Origin of the sequence: Flavobacterium sp. (assembly GCF_046153165.1) — a bacterium.
Classification (GTDB): Bacteria; Bacteroidota; Bacteroidia; order Flavobacteriales; family Flavobacteriaceae; genus Flavobacterium.
Genome location: NZ_JBJXEN010000077.1, coordinates 1 through 16,233 on the forward strand (window position 1 = coordinate 1; position 16,233 = coordinate 16,233).

Annotated in this window: 21 protein-coding genes and 1 rRNA gene; 8 read left to right on the forward strand and 14 right to left on the reverse strand. The window is 31.2% G+C overall.

Translation table 11 applies throughout. The features are described from left to right. Both rrf and nadD read left to right on the forward strand, forming a co-directional pair. Positions 1–108, forward strand: a 5S ribosomal RNA gene (gene rrf, locus ACKVOV_RS08950); the annotation flags it as partial. A gap of 226 nt (positions 109–334) precedes the next feature. Beyond that, entirely contained in the window at positions 335–916 is a 582-nt protein-coding gene (nadD, locus tag ACKVOV_RS08955; RefSeq protein WP_409206421.1) for a nicotinate (nicotinamide) nucleotide adenylyltransferase, read from the forward strand. Here the strand turns inward: nadD and ACKVOV_RS08960 are convergent, their stop codons facing one another. After that, complete coding sequence (locus tag ACKVOV_RS08960) at positions 917–1,813, reverse strand: LysR family transcriptional regulator (RefSeq protein WP_409206422.1); 897 nt, start codon at positions 1,811–1,813, stop codon at positions 917–919. It abuts the gene before it with no gap. A gap of 88 nt (positions 1,814–1,901) precedes the next feature. Between ACKVOV_RS08960 and ACKVOV_RS08965 the strand changes: the two genes are divergently transcribed. The 3 genes from ACKVOV_RS08965 to ACKVOV_RS08975 all read left to right on the forward strand — a co-directional run bounded on the left by ACKVOV_RS08965 (position 1,902) and on the right by ACKVOV_RS08975 (position 4,292). Beyond that, entirely contained in the window at positions 1,902–2,678 is a 777-nt protein-coding gene (locus ACKVOV_RS08965; RefSeq protein ID WP_409206423.1) for a type 1 glutamine amidotransferase domain-containing protein, read from the forward strand. A 4-nt stretch (positions 2,679–2,682) separates the two neighbouring features. Next, a complete protein-coding gene (locus tag ACKVOV_RS08970; RefSeq protein WP_409206424.1) occupies positions 2,683–3,846 on the forward strand; it encodes an iron-containing alcohol dehydrogenase in 1,164 nt (387 codons plus the stop codon). Between the two features lie 77 nt (positions 3,847–3,923). Further along, positions 3,924–4,292 carry a DUF1508 domain-containing protein gene (locus tag ACKVOV_RS08975; RefSeq protein WP_409206425.1) on the forward strand — a complete coding sequence of 123 codons (369 nt, stop codon included), beginning with the start codon at positions 3,924–3,926 and terminating at the stop codon, positions 4,290–4,292. A 204-nt stretch (positions 4,293–4,496) separates the two neighbouring features. Here ACKVOV_RS08975 and ACKVOV_RS08980 read toward each other — a convergent pair whose 3' ends face one another. The 4 genes from ACKVOV_RS08980 to ACKVOV_RS08995 all read right to left on the reverse strand — a co-directional run bounded on the left by ACKVOV_RS08980 (position 4,497) and on the right by ACKVOV_RS08995 (position 8,824). Beyond that, complete coding sequence (locus ACKVOV_RS08980) at positions 4,497–4,742, reverse strand: hypothetical protein (RefSeq protein WP_409206426.1); 246 nt, start codon at positions 4,740–4,742, stop codon at positions 4,497–4,499. Between the two features lie 214 nt (positions 4,743–4,956). Next, on the reverse strand, positions 4,957–7,098 hold the full coding sequence (locus ACKVOV_RS08985) for a S46 family peptidase (RefSeq protein WP_409206427.1): 2,142 nt from the start codon (positions 7,096–7,098) through the stop codon (positions 4,957–4,959). A gap of 4 nt (positions 7,099–7,102) precedes the next feature. Beyond that, positions 7,103–7,564: a GNAT family N-acetyltransferase gene (locus tag ACKVOV_RS08990; protein WP_409206428.1), complete on the reverse strand. Its 462-nt coding sequence runs from the start codon at positions 7,562–7,564 to the stop codon at positions 7,103–7,105. A gap of 30 nt (positions 7,565–7,594) precedes the next feature. Further along, positions 7,595–8,824, reverse strand: coding sequence for a 3-deoxy-D-manno-octulosonic acid transferase (locus ACKVOV_RS08995; RefSeq protein ID WP_409206429.1), 1,230 nt, complete (start codon positions 8,822–8,824; stop codon positions 7,595–7,597). 111 nt (positions 8,825–8,935) lie between these two features. On the opposite strand from ACKVOV_RS08995, the gene ACKVOV_RS09000 reads away from it, so the two are divergent. From ACKVOV_RS09000 to ACKVOV_RS09010, 3 genes are all read left to right on the forward strand, one after another. Continuing rightward, positions 8,936–10,069: a DegT/DnrJ/EryC1/StrS family aminotransferase gene (locus ACKVOV_RS09000; RefSeq protein WP_409206430.1), complete on the forward strand. Its 1,134-nt coding sequence runs from the start codon at positions 8,936–8,938 to the stop codon at positions 10,067–10,069. Between the two features lie 118 nt (positions 10,070–10,187). Next, entirely contained in the window at positions 10,188–11,204 is a 1,017-nt protein-coding gene (gene galE, locus ACKVOV_RS09005; RefSeq protein ID WP_409206431.1) for a UDP-glucose 4-epimerase GalE, read from the forward strand. Between the two features lie 60 nt (positions 11,205–11,264). Beyond that, the gene (locus tag ACKVOV_RS09010; RefSeq protein ID WP_409206432.1) at positions 11,265–12,167 is read left to right on the forward strand and encodes a DMT family transporter; all 903 of its coding nucleotides are present in this window, start codon (positions 11,265–11,267) and stop codon (positions 12,165–12,167) included. Positions 12,168–12,203: 36 nt separating this feature from the next. On the opposite strand, the gene ACKVOV_RS09015 is transcribed toward ACKVOV_RS09010, so the two are convergent. The 9 genes from ACKVOV_RS09015 to ACKVOV_RS09055 all read right to left on the reverse strand — a co-directional run bounded on the left by ACKVOV_RS09015 (position 12,204) and on the right by ACKVOV_RS09055 (position 16,228). Continuing rightward, positions 12,204–12,464, reverse strand: a complete 261-nt coding sequence (locus ACKVOV_RS09015; RefSeq protein ID WP_409206433.1) for a hypothetical protein — start codon at positions 12,462–12,464, stop codon at positions 12,204–12,206. A 60-nt stretch (positions 12,465–12,524) separates the two neighbouring features. After that, positions 12,525–13,202 (reverse strand): peptidoglycan DD-metalloendopeptidase family protein, encoded by a 678-nt coding sequence (locus ACKVOV_RS09020; RefSeq protein ID WP_409206434.1) that lies wholly within the window; start codon positions 13,200–13,202, stop codon positions 12,525–12,527. An 82-nt stretch (positions 13,203–13,284) separates the two neighbouring features. Continuing rightward, positions 13,285–14,157, reverse strand: coding sequence for an ACP S-malonyltransferase (fabD, locus tag ACKVOV_RS09025; protein ID WP_409206435.1), 873 nt, complete (start codon positions 14,155–14,157; stop codon positions 13,285–13,287). Positions 14,158–14,206: 49 nt separating this feature from the next. Further along, positions 14,207–14,734, reverse strand: a complete 528-nt coding sequence (locus ACKVOV_RS09030; protein WP_409206436.1) for an NADPH-dependent FMN reductase — start codon at positions 14,732–14,734, stop codon at positions 14,207–14,209. After that, positions 14,734–15,141, reverse strand: coding sequence for an AtaL-like protein (locus ACKVOV_RS09035; protein WP_409206437.1), 408 nt, complete (start codon positions 15,139–15,141; stop codon positions 14,734–14,736). Before ACKVOV_RS09035 ends, ACKVOV_RS09030 begins: the two co-directional genes overlap by 1 nt. Before the next feature lies 1 nt (position 15,142). Then, a complete protein-coding gene (locus ACKVOV_RS09040; protein WP_409206438.1) occupies positions 15,143–15,370 on the reverse strand; it encodes a (4Fe-4S)-binding protein in 228 nt (75 codons plus the stop codon). 1 nt (position 15,371) lies between these two features. Further along, positions 15,372–15,779: an OsmC family protein gene (locus ACKVOV_RS09045; protein ID WP_409206439.1), complete on the reverse strand. Its 408-nt coding sequence runs from the start codon at positions 15,777–15,779 to the stop codon at positions 15,372–15,374. 2 nt (positions 15,780–15,781) lie between these two features. Then, entirely contained in the window at positions 15,782–16,066 is a 285-nt protein-coding gene (locus ACKVOV_RS09050; RefSeq protein WP_409206440.1) for a GNAT family N-acetyltransferase, read from the reverse strand. Between the two features lie 9 nt (positions 16,067–16,075). Next, entirely contained in the window at positions 16,076–16,228 is a 153-nt protein-coding gene (locus ACKVOV_RS09055) for a hypothetical protein (protein WP_409206441.1), read from the reverse strand. Between the last annotated feature and the right edge of the window lie 5 nt (positions 16,229–16,233).

A 16,233-nucleotide genomic window follows, 5' to 3' on the forward strand; every position in this document is an offset into this window, starting at 1 on the left:
AGGTGGTTATTGCGGCGGGGCTCACCTCTTCCCATCTCGAACAGAGAAGTTAAGCCCGCCTGCGCAGATGGTACTGCATTTTTGTGGGAGAGTATGTCGTCGCCTTTCTTTGAATCCTCATCATTTATTTGGTGAGGATTTTTTTTATTATAAAATCAACCAATTATATCAGAAATCATCTCTCCCAATAACTATCGGCAGACTTTATGATATATAAAAAACTATCTCAAAATGAATAGTGTTTTTTAGTTAAGATATTTTAGGGATTTAATCAATTAATAGAGAGTATTTAGTATATCTTTGTCGGTTTTAATGAATAAAAAATAATAATTTTATGAAAATAGGGTTGTATTTTGGCAGTTTTAATCCAATTCATATTGGGCATTTAATTATTGCAAACCATATAGTAGAATACTCAGATTTGGACCAAATTTGGATGGTTGTAACACCGCACAATCCATTAAAAAAGAAAGAAACTTTACTAAATGATTATCAGAGATTGCATTTAGTTCATTTGGCAACTGAAGATTATTCGAAAATTATTCCTTCGGATATTGAATTTAAATTACCACAACCTAATTATACCATAAATACTTTAGCATATTTACAAGATAAATTTCCAAATCACATATTCTCTCTAATTATGGGAGAGGATAACCTAAGATCACTTGATAAATGGAAAAATCATGAAATTATTCTACAAAATCATGATATATATGTTTATCCTAGGGTTTCATCAGAGATTGATAATTTTGAGTTTAAAAACAATCCAAAAATTCATATGATTGATGCGCCAATTGTAGAGATTTCATCAACATTTATTCGTGAGAATATAAAAAATAAAAAAAATATACAACCTTTATTGCCAATTAAAGTTTGGGAATATATAGATGATAATAATTTTTATAAAAAGTAGTTAAGCCAGTTTTTTTTTCAATTCTAGTTCAATATTCTCAAAAATAGTACTCAAATTTTCATTTTTACGAGCTAATAAAAATACTTCGGTACTTGGCATCTGTTCACTATCCCATAACAATTTTAGTTTGTTATTTTTTATTAAACTTTTTGCGTTGCAATGCCAAACAACTGCAATACCAGTATTTTTTGAAATTATTTCTAACATTTCATATTCTGATGGAATAATATAATTAGGGATCATAGAAGGTCTTTTTTTATTAAAAACATATAGCCAGAATAATTTGATGTGAGGAATTTGTGCATTGTGGCTGAACCATTTTTGATTGTTTAGCCAATTTTCGATCGATACTAAATCATTAATTTTAATATTAGCTTTCAATTCTGAAGTATCAATAGTATTTGAGCCAACAATAACTTGTTTGATTTCTCCAACTTTTTTTTGAATAGTATCAAAGGTATCATACTGTTTGGTGACAATAGCAAAATCGATTTTTTTGGAGTCTACTAACTCAAAAAGCGCATCGTTTTCATGAGTGCTAAAATCTATAAAATCAAATTTTGAAATTAAACTACTTCCTAGACTACTCATTAAATGTTTTGAAATTCCAATTGAAATTAATCGATTTGCATTAAATGCTTTGGCACGAAAACCATTTTCTACATTTTCCAGTCGGTCTAGCGCTTCAATGATTAAATTATTGAGTAACTTAGCATATTCCGTTGGCTCTACACCTTTAGACTTTCGATTGAAAAGTTTATAACCTACATGAGCTTCCAGCATTGATATTTGTTGACTTACAGCTGGTTGGCTAATGAATAGTTCTTTGGCTGCCAAAGAAAACTTTCTGTTTTTATATACCGATTTAAATGTTCGATACCATTCTAGATTAACCATGATATAAATATATTTATCACAAACATAATTTAAATTATTTTCACTAATAACATATTCGCCTTAAATTTGTACAAAGCAAAATATAAAAATGAAAAAAATCGCATTATTTGCTATTGTAGTACTAACAACAAGTTGCTTTACAGTAACTGCAAACGCACAAAAATTAAATAAAAAAAGTATGAAAAAGGTATTATTTGTTCTCACTAGTCACGATAAACTAGGAAACACAGGAGAAAAAACAGGATTTTGGACAGAAGAATTTGCTGCTCCTTATTACGAATTATTAGATAAAGGTGTGAAAATAGATATTGCAACACCGCTAGGAGGACAGCCTCCAATTGATCCAAAAAGTGAAGATCCGTCTGCTGCAACTGAAGATACCAAAAGATTTGATGCAGATACTGAGTTATTATCTAAATTAAAAAACACCCACAAATTAGCCGATGTAAGAGAGTCTGATTATGATGCGGTTTTTTATCCAGGAGGGCATGGTCCATTATGGGATTTGGCAATAGATAAAAATTCAATCGCTTTAATCGAAGCATTTTATAAAAATAAAAAGCCAGTTGCTTTTGTTTGTCATTCACCAGGAGTGTTGAAAAATGTAAAATTTAACGGAGAATTTTTAGTTAAAGGCAAAAAAGTGACTGGGTTCTCTAATACAGAGGAGACTGCTGTTGGTTTAACAAATGTAGTTCCATTTTTACTGGAAGATGCGTTGCAGGTTAATGGAGCAACATATTCAAAAGTAGCAGACTGGCAACCTTATGCTGTTGAAGATGGTTTGTTAATTACAGGTCAAAATCCAGCTTCGTCTAAACTAGTTGCAGAGAAATTATTAAACCAGTTGAATTCTAAAAAATAAGAATATGTTAAATTTCGAATTATATAATCCTACCAATTTAATTTTTGGAAAAGGACAAATGGAAAAACTTTCAACCTTAGTCCCACAAGATGCAAAAATCCTTTTGGCTTACGGTGGTGGAAGTATTTTTAAAAATGGAATTCATGAACAAGTAATCAACAATCTAAAAGGTTTCGAAATTATTGAATTTGGAGGAATTGAACCAAATCCACATTTTGAAACATTGATGAAAGCAGTTACTATTGTCAAAGAACAAAAAATAGACTTTATTCTTGCTGTAGGTGGTGGTTCTGTAATTGATGGGGTGAAATTTATTTCAGCTGCGGTACATTTTGAAGGAAATCCAATTGACATTCTTCAAAAGAGACTTTTAATTAAAGATCTGTCTAAAGTAATTCCTTTTGGAACTATTCTGACTTTACCAGCAACTGGAAGTGAGATGAACTCAGGTGCGGTGGTAACTATTGAGGCGACTCAAGAAAAATTAGCTTTTGGCGGTTCTGCTTTATTTCCAAAATTTTCTATTTGCGATCCAACAGTAATTGAATCTTTGCCTAAAAGACAATTACAAAATGGAGTTGTAGATGCTTATACACATGTATTGGAGCAGTATTTAACCTATCCACATGATGGATATCTTCAGGATCGAATTGCAGAAGGTATTTTGCAAACCTTAATTGAGGTTGGACCTAAAGTGGTTGAGAATCCGAAAGATTATGCCTTAGCTTCTAACTTTATGTGGAGTTGCACCATGGCTTTGAATGGATTGATCCAAAAAGGAGTTCCTTCAGATTGGGCAACACATATGATAGGTCACGAATTAACAGCTTTGTATGAAATTGATCATGCAAGAACTTTGGCTATTGTTGGTCCAAATTTGTACCGAGTAATGTTTGAAACTAAAAAAGGGAAATTAGCACAATACGGGAAACGTATTTTTAATTTAACTGGAACTGAAGAAGAAATTGCAAACGAAGCCATAAATAAAACAGTAGAATTTTTCCATACTATGGGAATGCAAACTAAGCTGTCTGATTATACCAAAGATTTTGATAAAACAGCTAATTTTATAGTGGATCGTTTTAAAGAAAGAGGTTGGTTAGGATTGGGAGAAAAGCAAAATATAACTTTAGAAAAGGTAAAATCTATTGTTGAAATGAGTTATTAGATCTAAAGTTAAATTAGTTTATTAAACATATATTTACAGTCATAAAGTAGAATATAGTTATAAACATTCAATTATTTATGAGCACATTTGTTATTAGTAAAAGATTAAACGACGAATATAAGTTTGAGTTTACATCTAGAAAAGGAAAGGTTATTTTTACGAGTAATAATTTTGAACTTAAATTTGAATGCGAGAATGAAATTGAATATTTAAAATCTTCTATTGCGGATGCAATTTTTTTAAAATTTAAATCCTCAAGAGATAAATTTTATTTCAGACTAATTATACATGAAAAAGAAATGGCTATTAGTCGAAAATATACTACGCAACTTTTGTTACAAAAAGGAATAGATGAGATTATAAAATATGCATCAAAATCAGAAATACTTGACTTTTCTAATAATGACTTAGCTTTTTTTGATAATTTAGAAGAAATAAATAATTAATTTTCTTCTCTATTATGTTGATTAGAGTCGAAGATAATGAAGTATAGTTTATAAAAGATTGAGTTAAATAATAGAATGATGAATTTTCTTCATGAAAAACATCATTAATTTAAATCTTTGTAATTTTCAGAAGGAACTAAAAACTATTATAAATAAAAAACCACGCCAATGGCGTGGTTTAAAATTTTTAGAAGTGTTTTCTAATTATTTTTTTGCAGGTGCAGCAGCAGCGTCAGCAGCAGGTGCAGCAGCAGCGTCAGCAGCAGGAGCAACAGCTTCTGTAGCAGCAGCAGCAGCAGTATCAACAGCTGTAGCAGCAGAATCAACAGCTTCTTCCATTACTGGAGCAGCTTCTTCAGTTACTGGAGCCTCAGCAGCAGCATCTTTACATGATACAAAAGAAACACTCATCATAGCTACTAAAGCTAAACTTAAAACAACTTTTTTCATCTTACTTAATTATAAAGGTTAATTATTAATTCTTTGCAAAGATATAAAATTTTTTATATGTAAAACTTTTTTTTTACTTTTTTTAAAAAAAAATCAATCTTTGTCAACATGTGATTTATTTACAATTTCTGTGCCAAAAAAAACTTCTAAAAAAAATATTTAAAAAAAATCGTAAAAAACCTTAAGTGTTTTTAAAACACTGGTTATTAGTGATTTATTTTTTCTTCGGATGAACTAATTTCATCTCATCAATTAAATGTTTTGCACCCGCAAACTTGTCAACAATAAACAGTACATATCTCATGTCGACCATTACATTTCGGCAAATTGATGGATCATAATGTATGTCACTCATAGTACCTTCCCAAACACGATCAAAATTCAATCCAATTAGATTTCCTTGAGCATCTACCGCTGGACTACCTGAGTTTCCTCCTGTTGTGTGATTTGTACCTATAAAACAAACAGGTAATTTTCCGTTTTCCCCATATTGTCCGTAATCTTTGTTATTATACAACTTAATTAGTTTTTTTGGAACATCAAATTCGTAATCACCAGGAACATATTTTTCCATAACACCATCTAAATAGGTAACGGGATTATAATAGGTAGCATCTTTTGGAGCGTATCCTTTTACTTTTCCGTAAGTAACACGTAAAGTGCTGTTGGCATCTGGAAAAATACGTGAGTTAGGATATAATTCTAGCTGTGCTTTCATATATGTTCTTTGCAAAGCAGTTATTTTTAAGTTTATTTCATCATATTTTGGAGCAACATTTTTACTGTAATTATCCGCTAATGATTTTACAAAAGTGTAACCTTTGTCTGAATTCAATTTTTTCAATACTGATTTTGCATCACCACTTAAAAGCGTTTTAAATTTTGCATAATCGACTAATTTCGATTTGCTATATATTAATGCTGTTAGTTTTTTATAATCTACATTTAATAATGAAGCAGGTAAAAATTGTTTTGGTGCTTTGTTCCCGTAAAGTGCAATGAGTTGTTCGAAAACTTTCTCATCTACAGTAGCATTAAAATCTTTAAAGAAATCTTCTTGAGATTTGATTAAGTTTTCTTTTCTATCATTAAAAGCTTGTTCGCCTTTGGTTGTAAACACTTGCTCTAATTGGTACAATTTATATCCTAAACTTAATAATTCTGTATTTTTTACAACCACTTCATTAAAATAATCTTTGCTTACGGCATAAGGTGCTATTTCAGTGTAGTTTTTCTCAAATTCAGCTAATAAGTTACCATATTCGTTTTGTTTGCCTGTTGCAATAACTTTTTGTTGAAAATCTTTTTCAAAATTTTGTTTGATGCGAATAGCATTCGATTTTTTTAAACCTTGACTTTCACCAATCCATTTTTTCCAATAATTGGCTACTCCAGCATATTTTGAAGCATATTGGATTTTGATTGCGTTGTCTTTTCGCATAAAACCATCTTGTACTTTTAGTGCTGCATCACGAATTTCTATCTTTGCAGGATTGGTTTCATTTACAATTTGTGCTACTGCAAATGATGGTAAATATTCTTGAGTTTTACCAGGATAACCCATAACCATCGTAAAATCGTCTTCTTGAACTCCGTCTAAAGAAACTGGTAAAAAGTGTTTTGGTGTATAAGGAACATTGTCTTTAGAATAAGCCGCTGGATGATTATTCTTGTCAGCATAAACTCTAAATATCGAAAAATCTCCTGTATGACGTGGCCAAACCCAGTTATCAGTATCAGATCCAAATTTACCGATCAAACTTGGTGGTGCACCAACTAAACGAACGTCTTTGAAAGTTTCTGTTACAAATAAAATGTACTGATTTCCTTCAAAAAAAGTACGCACTTTATTTTCTTGCCAAGCTTCTTTTGCAAAACTGGAAGAAACTTTAGTGATGTTTTCTTGAATTTTCTTTTGTTTTTCTGCTTCCGAAGTAATCGAAGCAACACCATCTAAAACTTGAGCAGTCACATCATTGATACTTACAATAAATGTTACTACTAAATTCTCGTTTGGCAATTCATCTTCCATTTTCATAGCCCAAAAACCATTGGTCAAATAATCATGATCTATCGATGAATGGTTTTGAATAGCATCGAAACCACAGTGGTGATTGGTAAGAATTAATCCTTTTGGAGAAATTACTTCCGAAGTACAACCACCGTTAAATTGTGGGACAGCATCTTTTAAGCTCGAATGATTTACCGAATAAATATCATCAGCAGAGATTTTCATACCCAAGATTTTCATTTCTGTTTCATTCATCCCATTTAGTAACGAAGGAATCCACATACCGCCTTGTTGCGCCTGTGTTTGAATGACAAATAATAGGAGGAATAGTTTTAAAAATTTCATATAGTTAATTTAATTTGTATTTCATTATTTTCCGATTGTGAACCTTAAAATCGTTTGCAATATACAATTTTTGAGCATTTTCATTATGATTTTCGACTTCTAGGTAAATTAATTTCAAATTTAATTTCCTTGATTCTTCTTTAATAAACAAAATTGTTTGATTGCCAATGCCTTTTCCTCTAGCTGTTTCTTTAATGTATAACTCATCAAGAAATGCAATTTTTCCTTTATATTCAAAACTGAAAACAAAAGTTAGAATTACGTAACCAACTATTTTTAAAGTTTCTTCTTCGTCGGAATTGTAAATGAGATATGCTTTTCCAAGATTTTGATTGGTAATAAATTCTTCAAATAATTTTTTAGAAACCTCAAGATTTATAGGATAATTATCAATAGCATAAAAATCTTGCATCATATAAGTGATGGCTTCTATATCGATAAATTCTAAAGGTTTAAATGTTATCATTATTTATTTTGAGTTGTCAAAATGATAAAATCATAGTATATGTTTCAAAATCACTTCTGTTGCGCCTTTATTCATATTTACAAAAGTGTTGCAAATATGTCCTTTTTCAAATCTTTCATCGGGATTTTGAATTAAATTATCGAAAATTTCATTCAATTCTTTTTGATTAGAAATAGAAACACAACCCGTCATGTTGACCAATGCTGTTGCTTCTGCGAAATGAGAGAAATTTGGACCAATAACAATCGGAACACCAAAAGTGGCTGGTTCTAATATATTGTGAACGCCAGGATTTCCGAAACCGCCGCCTACGTAAGCAATGTCAGCGTAAGAATATATTTTAGTTAAAATTCCAATGGTATCGATAATAAAAACGTTGTATTCAGATAAATTTTTATTCAATTTTTCTGAAAATAAAAGTGATTTTTTTGTAATTGAATTTTTTAATTCCTGAATTTGCTCCGACTTAATATTATGTGGTGCAATAATAAATTTCACCTCATTTGAGGATTGATTAATATAATTTACCAATAAACTTTCGTCTTTTGGCCATGAACTTCCAATAACAATAGTTATTGTATTATTTTTGAATTGTTCTATAAAATCTAATGAATTGTCTCGTTCTAAAATAGAAACTACTCGATCAAAACGCGTGTCTCCAGAAATTTTTACATTAGCAAAACCAATACTTTGCAAGAGTTTTTTAGAACTTTCGTTTTGTACGAAAAAGTAGGCGAAAGATTGCAAGGCATTTCTATAAAAACCACCATACCATTTAAAAAAAGCTTGCTTTTCTCTAAAAATACCCGAAATCAGATAGGTTTTGATATTCTGTTTTTTGAGTTCATTCAAATAATTAGGCCAATATTCGTATTTGATAAAGAAAACCATTTCTGGATGAACTAATTTTAAGAATTGTTTCGCATTACTTTTAGTATCTAAAGGCAAATAAACCGTAACATCAGCAACAGTATTGTTTTTTCTAACTTCATAACCAGAAGGAGAAAAAAAGGTGACCACAATTTTGTGAGCAGGAAATTTTTTTTTTATTTTTTCAATTACTGGCAAACCTTGTTCATACTCGCCTAGAGAGGCAGCGTGAAACCAAATGGTTTTATCTTCTGAGTTTATTTTGCTTTGTAAAGTTGTAAAAACAGTTTTTCGACCCTCAACAAAAAGCTTCATTTTTGGACTGAAAACAGCAAAGATTTGCAATAAGAAATTAGCAATATAAACGATAAAATTATATAGGAAAAGCATATCAAAATATTTCTGATGCTAAAATACACTTTCTTTTAATTATGTTTGAATTCATTCTTCTAAAATTCCTATTTTTGTATCCAATATTAGACTTTGTCATAAATAAAAAAGATGAAAAAAATTCAAATGGTTGACTTAAAAAGTCAGTACGAAAAAATAAAAGACACAGTAAACGCTTCTATTCAAGGAGTTTTAGATACAAATGCTTACATAAACGGACCAGAAGTTCACAAATTTCAAAAAAATCTTGAAGAGTACCTAGATGTAAAACACGTGATTCCTTGTGCAAACGGAACCGATGCTTTGCAAATAGCCATGATGGGATTGGGTTTAAAACCTGGTGACGAAGTAATTACTGCCGATTTTACCTTTGCAGCGACTGTCGAAACTATTGCGCTTTTGCAATTGACACCAGTTTTAGTCGATGTTGATATGTACAATATGAACATTAATATTGAAGCCATTAGAAAAGCAATAACACCAAAAACAAAAGCCATTATCCCGGTACATTTGTTTGGTCGCGCTGCGAATATGGAAGCGATAATGCAAATTGCAAAGGAGCACAATCTTTTTGTAATCGAAGACAATGCACAAGCTATTGGAGCCAATTGTAAATTTTCTGATGGGACAAAAAAGAAAGCAGGAACGATAGGTCACGTTGGTGCAACTTCATTTTTTCCTTCTAAAAATTTAGGTTGTTATGGCGATGGTGGAGCCATTTTTACAAACGATGATGACTTAGCTCACACGCTTAGAGGAATTGTAAATCACGGAATGTATGTGCGTTACCATCATGATGTTGTAGGTGTAAACTCTCGTTTAGATAGTATTCAAGCAGCAGTTCTTAATGCAAAATTACCACTTTTAGATACATATGGTAAAGCCCGTCAAGATGCAGCTAGAAAATATTCGATAGCTTTTGAAGGACATAAAAATATTGTAGCGCCAAGTATTTGTGATATTTGCGATTGCCATGTTTTCCATCAATATACCTTGCGAATTATCGATGCGGACAGAAATGGTTTGATGGATTATTTGTTAAGCAAAGACATTCCATGTGCGATTTATTATCCAATTCCGTTGCATTCTCAAAAAGCATATTTAGATTCTAGATACAAAGAAGAAAATTTTCCGGTAACCAATCAATTAGTTCAGGAAGTTTTATCATTGCCAATGCATACAGAACTTGACGACGAACAAATAAAATTTATAACCGATTCTGTCTTAGAGTTTTTAAATAAATAATTTTTTAGGAGCTATTCCCGCTATACGTTACAATCTTTTGCTTTCTAAAGAAAAAAGCAAAAGGATTTTCACTACTATCGGGGCTAAAAAGTAACAATCGAATACAAATCAACATCCATTGAAAATACTAGTAACAGGAGGTCTGGGATTTATAGGTTCTCACACCGTTGTCGAATTACAAAATGAAGGTTTTGAAGTGATTATCATCGATAATCTTTCTAACTCATCTGAAGAAGTCTTGAAAGGAATTTTTGCCATTACTGGTAAAACACCTTTGTACGAAAAATTAGATTTGAGAGAAAAAACATTGGTACAAAATTTCTTCAAAAAACATAATGATATCGATGGAGTGATTCACTTCGCAGCATCAAAAGCAGTTGGAGAAAGTGTCGAAAATCCGTTACTGTATTACGAAAATAACATTAATACCTTGGTTTATATCCTGCAAGAATTGCAACAAAAAACCGAAGCTAATTTTATTTTCAGTTCGTCTTGTACCGTTTATGGTCAGGCCGAAAAAATGCCAATTACAGAAAATGCGCCCATACAACCAGCAATTTCTCCATACGGAAACACAAAACAAATAGGAGAAGAAATTATTACCGAGGTTTGTAAAGCCAGTACTATAAATTCAATTTTGTTGCGCTATTTTAACCCAATTGGTGCACATCCAAGTGCCGAAATTGGCGAATTGCCTATTGGAATTCCGCAAAATTTAATTCCGTACATCACGCAAACAGGAATAGGTTTGCGTCAGGAATTATCGGTTTACGGGGATGATTATCCAACGCAAGATGGGACTTGTATTCGAGATTATATTCATGTGGTCGATTTGGCAAAAGCCCATGTTATTGCGCTGCAACGTTTGTTAAATAAGAAAAATGCAGAAAAAGTAGAAACTTTCAATCTAGGAACTGGAACGGGAAGTTCTGTTCTGGAAGTGATTACCGCTTTCGAAAAAGTTTCTGGAAGAAAATTACCATACAAAATAGTTCCTCGAAGAGAAGGTGATATAGTTTCTGCTTATGCAAATACAGATAAAGCAAATACTGTTTTAGGTTGGAAAGCACAATCTACATTAGAAGAAGCTTTAGCAAGTGCCTGGAAATGGCAGCAAAAAGTTAGGAATCAGTAGGCAGATTTCAGTAAAAAAAGGCAAACTTTTTTATCTAAAAATCTATTATCTCGAAAAAAAATGAACCAAAAAACTGATTTTAAATTATTATTCTGCCTAATTGTAGTTGCAGTGGTTTGGGGAACGACTTATTTTGGTATTCGCGTTGCTGTCGAGACGATTCCGCCTTGGTATATTACTTCGATGAGACAAGGCTTGGCATCATTAATTATACTTTGCATTTTACTTTATAAAAAAGAATTGTCTTGGATTGGCTGGAAAAATTTTAAGTATCAATTTGTACCAGCAATATTAATGATTGTTATCGCCAATGGTTTTACCACTATTGCAGAAAAAAATGTCCCAAGTGGTTTAACTTCAATATTAAGTGCCTTATCTCCGGTTGTTATTTTTATTGGAAGCATTTTATTTGGATTACAAAAACCAAGTATCAAAGGTTTTATTGGAGTTATTGTTGGTTTTCTTGGGGTTGTTTTTATCTTTAGAGATGGATTAGGCGCTATTTTAGAACCCAATTATAAAACTGGAATTCTGTTTTTGAGTATCGCCATTTTAAGTTGGTCGGCAGGAACGGTTTATTCTAAAATGCACATTCATAAATCTAATAATATTGCACTCAATTTGTTTTATCAATTTGCTATTGCAGCTATTATTCAGTTGTTTCTGGCGCTTATATTTTCTCCAAATGTAGATGTTAGTTTATGGAGTTTTAGAAGTATTTTTGCAACCTTATATTTAGCTATTTTCGGATCGGTTTTGGCATTTTTTTGTTATTTATATGCCTTAAAAAGAGTTACAGCTATACAAGTTTCAATCTTAAATTATATTAATACCATTATTGCTGTTTTCTTAGGTTGGTTATTTCTTGACGAAGTAATTACTAGTGATTTTATCATTGCAACAGCGCTAATTATTTTAGGGGTTTTTATCATTAATTATAAAAAGAAAGAAATTCAGAAATAAAAAAAATCCTCATGAATTATCATGAGGACTTTTTTATTATTTTTTAACTTCTTTTTTTACTTTGCCTGCAGCATCAATAACTTTATCAGCTCCTTTATCAACTGCATTTTTTAACGTTTCTTCTGTTTTTGCTTTTACTGTATCTAAAACAGTTTCTGTTTTAATTTTTGCGGAATCTACAGTTTCCTTTACATCGGAAGTTACAGCTTCAGTTGCAACTTCTACTTTGTCTTTGGTCTCGTTTTTACAAGAAACGATTAGCGTTACAATTACTAATGATAGAATTAGTTTTTTCATAGTTATAAAATTTGAGTTATTTATAAGTCTAAGTTACAAAATAAATAATACAACATATAATTACTTTATTTTTAGTAACAAATTTGGATCGGGACAATTCATTGAGTAGTATTCTAGATTTTTTATATTGCAAACACCAGGATAATCACCTGTTTTGTTTTCCATATCAATTATAATTTGAAAATGTAAGTGTGGTGCATAATCACCATTTGTAGGAGGGAGACCAAGAGTGGCAATTTGTTCGCCTTTTTTTACTAAATCACCGACACTTTTTCCTATCAAGCTAGCTTCACTCAAATGCCCATATAATGTGTGAAATTTAATATTTTCAATTTCATGTTCTATAATGATTGTTGGACCATAATCTCCTAATGCAGTATTGTTCTGAAAACTGTGAATTTTTCCATCTAAAGTTGAATAAATTGCAGCTTGTTCGTTTATCCATAAATCTAAGCCAATGTGTATATTTCTTTCGTCAGTATTTTGGCTATTGAAAACAAAACTTCTTTTGTATAAATTTCGAGTTTCTATATAACCCCCATAAGCTATTTTGGCATTGTTATTATTTAAATAATTTTGAATGAAAACTTCATAATCTGCTGCAGTTTCTAAACTGTATCTTTCTAATTCGGCATTTGTAGTTGATAAATCTAAAGCAATATATTGGGAATAATCAATGTCAAGAGCTATGACTTTTGAAGCTTCAATTTTAGTAAATAATTCAAGTATTTTTGACATGTGTTAGTTGTTTGATTTTCAAATATAAAAAATCCTCACAAACATTTGTTTATGAGGATTATATTTAAATTCGATTTAAAAATTAAGCCGAAAAGGTTTCTACGTCTTTATTAATTTTTCCAACCAATCCAACTAATACTTTTCCTGGTCCTACTTCTGTAAATAAAGTGGCTCCATCTTGTATCATTTGTTGTACGGATTGTGTCCATTTCACAGGAGCTGTCAATTGTATAATTAAGTTTTTCTTAATCTCAATTGGATCAGAAATGGCACTTGCTGTTACATTTTGATATACAGGGCAAATAGGAGTAGAGAAAGTTGTCGCTTCAATAGCAGCTGCTAATTCCTCACGAGCAGGTTCCATCATTGGAGAGTGAAATGCACCACCAACAGGTAAAATCAAAGCTCGTTTTGCGCCCGCTTCTTTCATTTTTTCGCAAGCCAATTCTACGGCTTTATATTCACCAGAAATAACCAATTGTCCAGGACAGTTATAATTTGCTGCTACCACAACACCATCAATAGAAGCACAAATATCTTCTACGATTTTATCATCAAGATTTAAAACTGCCGCCATTGTTGAAGGCGCTATTTCACAAGCTTTTTGCATAGCAATTGCTCTTTGTGAAACTAGTTTTAATCCGTCTTCAAATGACAAAGCGCCATTGGCAACTAACGCCGAAAACTCACCTAAAGAGTGTCCAGCAACCATTTCTGGTTTAAAATTTTCTAGAGTTTTTGCTAAAATAACCGAATGTAAAAAAACGGCTGGTTGTGTTACTTTAGTTTCTTTTAATTCTTCGGCTGTGCCTTCAAACATGATATCTGTAATTCGGAAACCCAATATTTCATTCGCTTTTTCGAATAATGATTTTGCTAATTCTGAATTTTCATATAAATCTTTGCCCATTCCTGTAAATTGTGCACCTTGACCTGGAAATATGTATGCTTTCATCTTTTGTGTTTAATTTGTTATAAAACCAAGAGCAAAAATAGTATTTTTATTATAATTCGATAGAATTTACAATTCCTAATAATTGATTTTTTAAATCTGGATTAATAATCCCGTTAGAAACATCAAAATTTTCAAAGAAACTTGGTAATGAAAGACTTCCTTTTACAACTCCACCTTGAAAAGGAAAACGATTTTTTGCAATTTCTAAAACAGAACTTCCGCCACGTGGTCCAGGAGATGTAGATAAAAGTAACATTGGTTTCTCTTGGAAAGTTTTCATGTTAATGCGTGAAGTCCAATCAAAAATGTTTTTAAACGCTGCCGAATAAGCCCCATTATGTTCTGCAAAAGAAACAATGATTAGGTCTGCACTTCCTAATTTAGTATAAAAATCTTGAGCTAATTGCGGAATTCCATTTTCTTTTTCTTTATCGGTTGAAAAAACCGGCATTTCAAAATCATTTAAATCAAGTACTTCGACTTCTGAATTTTCAAATTGATTTGCAGTATAAGTTGCGAATTGTTTATTAATTGATGTTTTGCTTGATGAAGCTCCAAAAGCGATGATTTTTTTCATTAATTTTTTTCTATGTAAGTTTTTGTTTTTAATACGGCATTTTTTACCAATTCTTTATTGTTGATTTCAGATTTGGTTGTTTTATCGATCCAATTGATGGTAAATGTCATTTCAGTTTCATTGTCTGAAATGGCTTTAATGTCATTATCTACATATCCTTCAAAATTGGGGTGTTCCAATATTAAAAAACGTACTTTATATGGAACGAATGTGATTTTTTCTTTTATAACAGCTGAATTCTCTTCGGTAGTAATGGTCATTTGCCTTGTTACAAAATCATTATTTTTTTCCAAAATAATAACATTACTTAAGCCAGGAACAAAGTTTTCTGGTTTTTCGATTTTATAAATTAAATGACTCCAAACTTTATCTAAAGAGGCGTTAACGATTACTGAATATTGAACCATTTTATTTTTCGTTTAAATAATAAGTTAATGCTCCAGATGGACATTTTTTTACGGTATCAATAATTTTTTCAGTTGTTGAGCCATCAATTTTTATCCAAGGTTTTTCTTTTGGTTGAAATACATTTGGATTATTTCTAACACAGTTTCCAGAATGAATGCACTTTCCCGACTGCCATACAACAGTTACTTCTCCGTTTGTATATTCTTTTTTTATGTCGTTAGTATCCATATTATAATGATGTATTAATGATTATTTTGTTTTTTAAAATTTTAGAAACAGGACATTTTTCTGCAATAATTAGCAATCTATTTTTTATATCTTCTTCAATTGTATTTGAAAAAGTTATTGACCTTGTTATGGTTGTTGTTAATTCAGCATTGTTTTCTTGAGATAAATTTAGCGAAATGTTTATTTCTGGAATATCCCAACCTTTCCTGTCGATATACATTCGTAAAGTTGATAAAGTACAAGCTGCTAATGACGCTAAAAGTGTCGAATACGGATCTGGACCAAGGTCTTTTCCTTCAATACTTTCTGGTTCATCCATTACAAATGTTCCGTTACGCCAAGAAATGGTACACAAATATTTCTGTGTACCAATTTTACCTGTAATATCATTCTCTAAAAGATTTTCCATAATTACAAAACGTCTTTAAATTCTGGAGTTTTATCGAAAACACTTTTCGCAAACGGACAAAGTGGAATAATTTTAATTCCTTTTTCTCTTGCAAATTCTACGGCTTTAGCAACCATTTTTTTTCCAAAACCTTTCCCGTTATTTCCAGGGTTAACTTCCGTATGATCGATAATTATTTTATCATCACCCGCGAAAACAAAAGTCATTAAAGCTTCTTGTTTTCCGTTTATTTCAATGTAAAAAGCTCCGTTTTTATCATTAATTTTTAGTTGTACTTCTTCGTTCATAATAAAAAATTATTGTTCCATTGGAATTTCCATTAATAAAAACTTTGAGTCTGAAGTTGCTTTGATATCTAAAGTTTCAAAAGCGGTAATTCCTAAACCATCACGAGTTTCTAATTCTTGTCCATCAACAGTAATAGTTCCCGAAATTACAAAAACATACATTCCGT

Bases quoted from the DNA above. Each gene is read 5' to 3' on its own strand.
- nadD (WP_409206421.1), top strand. From the start codon at position 335: ATGAAAATAGGGTTGTATTTTGGCAGTTTTAATCCAATTCATATTGGG.
- ACKVOV_RS08960 (WP_409206422.1), bottom strand. From the start codon at position 1,813: ATGGTTAATCTAGAATGGTATCGAACATTTAAATCGGTATATAAAAAC.
- ACKVOV_RS08965 (WP_409206423.1), top strand. From the start codon at position 1,902: ATGAAAAAAATCGCATTATTTGCTATTGTAGTACTAACAACAAGTTGC.
- ACKVOV_RS08970 (WP_409206424.1), top strand. From the start codon at position 2,683: ATGTTAAATTTCGAATTATATAATCCTACCAATTTAATTTTTGGAAAA.
- ACKVOV_RS08975 (WP_409206425.1), top strand. From the start codon at position 3,924: ATGAGCACATTTGTTATTAGTAAAAGATTAAACGACGAATATAAGTTT.
- ACKVOV_RS08980 (WP_409206426.1), bottom strand. From the start codon at position 4,742: ATGAAAAAAGTTGTTTTAAGTTTAGCTTTAGTAGCTATGATGAGTGTT.
- ACKVOV_RS08985 (WP_409206427.1), bottom strand. From the start codon at position 7,098: ATGAAATTTTTAAAACTATTCCTCCTATTATTTGTCATTCAAACACAG.
- ACKVOV_RS08990 (WP_409206428.1), bottom strand. From the start codon at position 7,564: ATGATAACATTTAAACCTTTAGAATTTATCGATATAGAAGCCATCACT.
- ACKVOV_RS08995 (WP_409206429.1), bottom strand. From the start codon at position 8,824: ATGCTTTTCCTATATAATTTTATCGTTTATATTGCTAATTTCTTATTG.
- ACKVOV_RS09000 (WP_409206430.1), top strand. From the start codon at position 8,936: ATGAAAAAAATTCAAATGGTTGACTTAAAAAGTCAGTACGAAAAAATA.
- ACKVOV_RS09010 (WP_409206432.1), top strand. From the start codon at position 11,265: ATGAACCAAAAAACTGATTTTAAATTATTATTCTGCCTAATTGTAGTT.
- ACKVOV_RS09015 (WP_409206433.1), bottom strand. From the start codon at position 12,464: ATGAAAAAACTAATTCTATCATTAGTAATTGTAACGCTAATCGTTTCT.
- ACKVOV_RS09020 (WP_409206434.1), bottom strand. From the start codon at position 13,202: ATGTCAAAAATACTTGAATTATTTACTAAAATTGAAGCTTCAAAAGTC.
- fabD (WP_409206435.1), bottom strand. From the start codon at position 14,157: ATGAAAGCATACATATTTCCAGGTCAAGGTGCACAATTTACAGGAATG.
- ACKVOV_RS09030 (WP_409206436.1), bottom strand. From the start codon at position 14,734: ATGAAAAAAATCATCGCTTTTGGAGCTTCATCAAGCAAAACATCAATT.
- ACKVOV_RS09035 (WP_409206437.1), bottom strand. From the start codon at position 15,141: ATGGTTCAATATTCAGTAATCGTTAACGCCTCTTTAGATAAAGTTTGG.
- ACKVOV_RS09040 (WP_409206438.1), bottom strand. From the start codon at position 15,370: ATGGATACTAACGACATAAAAAAAGAATATACAAACGGAGAAGTAACT.
- ACKVOV_RS09045 (WP_409206439.1), bottom strand. From the start codon at position 15,779: ATGGAAAATCTTTTAGAGAATGATATTACAGGTAAAATTGGTACACAG.
- ACKVOV_RS09050 (WP_409206440.1), bottom strand. From the start codon at position 16,066: ATGAACGAAGAAGTACAACTAAAAATTAATGATAAAAACGGAGCTTTT.
- ACKVOV_RS09055 (WP_409206441.1), bottom strand. From the start codon at position 16,228: ATGTATGTTTTTGTAATTTCGGGAACTATTACTGTTGATGGACAAGAA.